Here is a 3,176-nt window from a genome sequence, read left to right as displayed (position 1 = left end):
CGACCCAGGGACACCGCGGATTCGCGCTACAGGCTTTCGGTATGCGCAGGGGCGAGCTGGTCCGGGAGTTCCTCAGGAGCCGTCGGGCACGGGTCGATCCGGGTGTCATGGGGTTGCCGGAGGGCGGGCGCAGGCGTGTGTCGGGGCTGCGACGCGAGGAGGTCGCGCTGCTGGCGGGGGTCAGCGTGGACTACTACGTGCAGATCGAGCGGGGGAAGGTCGCCAACGTCTCGGACGAGGTCCTGGACGCGATCGCCCGGGTGCTGCTCCTGGACGACTATGAGCGGGCCCACCTGTTCACGCTGGTGCAGGGCACCCCGTACGCGGAACGCCCCACGACCTCGGCGGACGCCGTCGTCCCGGCGTCCACCAGGGCGTTCGTCGCACGTATGGACCGGGTGCCCGCCCTGGTCATGAACGCCCGCCTGGACGTGCCGGCCGCCAACCCCCTGGGACGGGCCCTGTACGCGCAGGCGTGGGAGGACGGCGAGGGGCCGGACCTGGCCCGGTACACGTTCCTGGATCCTCGCGCGCGGGCGTTCCCGGACCCCTGGGAGAGGTCCGTCGAGGTCGATCGTTCGTACCACTCCAAGTACGACGGCAGTCCCTACGCGGAGGCCATGGCCACCGCCCCGGTCCGGGACGACACGATCGAGGTCGTCCCGGCCGACTGAGCCGGCCGGTCGACCCGGATCAGCCGCGCTGCCACCGGGCCTGGCAGAAGCAGTAGGCCCCGTACAGGACCACGCCGACGGCCACCGCCACCAGGGCGTAGGGGCCGGCGGGCGTCTCCGCGAAGGATCGCAGGACACCGTCCAGGCCCTGCGCCTCGTCCTTGTCGAAGGCCCAGGCCGCCTGGACGAAGAAGACCCCGGCGGTGCCCAGCACCAGGCCGTGGGTCGTGACGCCCGCGATCCCGACCCACACGACCGCCGTACGGGTCGCGCCGGAGGCACCGTCGAAGGTGAGTTCGCGGGTGAAGCGCCGGGTCACGCCCCTCCAGACCTGGTAGCCGCCGACACCGATGACGGCGAGCCCGATGAGGGCCATGATCCAGCGGCCGAACGGCAGCGACATCAGCTGCGCCGTGAGAGATTCGGCCTGGCCGTCCTGGCTGTCGGGGGCGCCCTGGCCGAGCAGGAAGGTGACGACGGCGGAGGCCAGCACGGCACAGGTGACCGCTTGCACGGCACTGCCGATCCGCTTCCCTGCGTCGCTCTTCACCAGCAGGGCGAGCAGGGCCTGCCACACGGTGAGTGCGCCCAGGCCCACGGCGATCAGCCACAGGAGGACCATCCCCGCCTGCCCTTGGGCGATGGTCTGGAGGGCGCCGCTGTTGTCGGCCTCCCGCCCTGCGGACTCGCCGAAGGCGATCAGCAGGGCGAGGTAGCCGATGGTGAGGTAGAGGAGTCCCTTCGCCGCGTAGCCGACGCCCGCCGCGAGCCGGAGCGGCGTGCTGCGGGCCGCCCGGCGACCGAAGCGCTCACCGTCCGTCTTCGCCCGGCGGGCCGCGGACCGAGCCTTCGAGGAACCTTTCATGGCTGAACGTTTCCCTCAGGGAAAGGGAACTAACTACACCGAAGCGACACATGAAGCCGCACCCCTGCTCACACCCCGTGCGGCGGTACCACCATCGCGGCCCGTACAGCGGCACCACCGCCGCGGCCCGCGCGTCAGATACGGCCGGCCGTGTTGGTCGCCCAGGCGGCCGATCCGTTGGACCGGTACCCCACGAGGTTGCCGTCGTTCTGCACCACGAGCCGACTAATACTGCGCTTGCCCGTGTTCCACTTCGGCGAACGGTTCGGAACGTACAGCACGACGTTCCCGTCGTTCTGCACCGTCACCTGGGCGCCGTTGTTACCAGGGGTGTTGGACGCCCACAGCACGTTGTACCCGGGCCCGTGCAGCACCAGGTTGCCGTCGCCCTGCATGACCGCCACGTACCTGCGGTCGGCGGAGCGCAGGTACCGCTTCGAGGCGAGTGTCCGACCGGCGGTCAACTGGTGGGTGTTCGCGTACACGAGCCCGCCCGTCCCGCGCGCCTGGTTGTTCGCCCAGGCGGCGGAGTCGTTGGCACGGTAACCGACCAGGTTGCCGTCGCTCTGCATGACGAGGCGGGCGATGCCCTTCTTCCCGGTGGACCAGATCGGCGTGCCACCCCGGTAGATGACCACGTTGCCGTCGGACTGGACACTCAGCTCCGCCCCCCGGTTGCCCGCGGTGTTGGACGCCCAGAGGGCCCTGCCCCCGCTGTACTGCACGAGGTTCCCGTCGGCCTGCATGATGAGCACGAACCGGCCGTCGCCCGACAGGATGTACTCGTTGGAACGCAGCCTGCCGTTGGCCTTGACGGTGCCGCCCCCGAGGAAGCGCGCGTCGCGGACACCCGACCACGGATTGGCCGTGTTGGCGACCTTGCCCATCCGCCAGATCCGTGTGTCACGGCCGTTCCCCCAGCTGAGGTTGAAGGCGTGCTGGCCGACGGTCTCGTTGCTCACCCAGTTGCTGTCGACCACCCAGAAGCTTCCGCCGCCCTGGTTGCTCACGACGATGGCCGTGTGCAGGCGCCCGTTCTCATCGTTTCCGACCTGGATGATGTCGCCCTTGCGGGCGTTGGCCGTGGTGACGGTGACCCCGCCGGCCCGCTGGAAACCGGAGTGGTAGCCCGGGGCGGGCCACTGCGACCCGCCGGAGGCATCGCGTACGACGACGTTGGCGAACTCCTTGCACTGGCCGCCCCGCTGACCGACCCGGCTCAGGGCGATGTCGGCGATGCGCTCGTTCGCGTATTGACCGACGGCGAGCGCCGGACTCGGCGCCAACAGCAGCGCACCGCCGACGGCGGAGGCCGAGGCCGCCAACATGCGGCGACGCGTGATCTTCGGGCGACTGCGAGGACCGTCCACTGAGCCTTTTTCATCCTGCTTCTCGGAGCTGAAGGACCAGCACCGCGCGGGTGATCTGGCCGGCGCGTTGCGGGCAGCAGCGCAGGCGGCGCAGGATGTCCCACTGCTTGAGCCGGGCGATCGCGCGCTCGCCGGGTGAGCGGAGCTTGGCGTGTTCGGAGTTGGCGTCCTTCTTCCACTGCGGCTTGCCGCGCCCCTTGAACGGGCAGAACACCACGTCCGAGAGCCCCACGTATCCCTTATCGCCCAGGCCGAGCAGTCCCGCGG

General features: G+C 70.3%; 4 protein-coding genes. 1 reads left to right on the top strand and 3 read right to left on the bottom strand.

Annotated features, from left to right (window positions below; all coding sequences use genetic code 11):
• Positions 1 to 674: helix-turn-helix domain-containing protein (locus tag ACJOT3_RS33725; RefSeq protein ID WP_406977186.1), on the top strand; the 674-nt coding region annotated here is incomplete at its 5' end.
• Between the two features lie 19 nt (positions 675 to 693).
• On the opposite strand, the gene ACJOT3_RS33720 is transcribed toward ACJOT3_RS33725, so the two are convergent.
• The 3 genes from ACJOT3_RS33720 to ACJOT3_RS33710 form a co-directional block, all read right to left on the bottom strand.
• Positions 694 to 1,539, bottom strand: coding sequence for a DUF1206 domain-containing protein (locus ACJOT3_RS33720; RefSeq protein ID WP_406977185.1), 846 nt, complete (start codon positions 1,537 to 1,539; stop codon positions 694 to 696).
• A gap of 134 nt (positions 1,540 to 1,673) precedes the next feature.
• On the bottom strand, positions 1,674 to 2,867 hold the full coding sequence (locus ACJOT3_RS33715; protein ID WP_406977184.1) for a hypothetical protein: 1,194 nt from the start codon (positions 2,865 to 2,867) through the stop codon (positions 1,674 to 1,676).
• A gap of 52 nt (positions 2,868 to 2,919) precedes the next feature.
• On the bottom strand, positions 2,920 to 3,176 hold a 257-nt coding region (locus ACJOT3_RS33710), incomplete at its 5' end, for a transposase family protein (protein WP_406977183.1).

The organism is Nocardiopsis protaetiae (genome assembly GCF_045446735.1).
GTDB lineage: Bacteria > Actinomycetota > Actinomycetes > Streptosporangiales > Streptosporangiaceae > Nocardiopsis > Nocardiopsis protaetiae.
The sequence above is the reverse complement of the archived record's forward strand: the minus strand, read 5'-3'. Positions and strand labels throughout refer to the sequence as shown.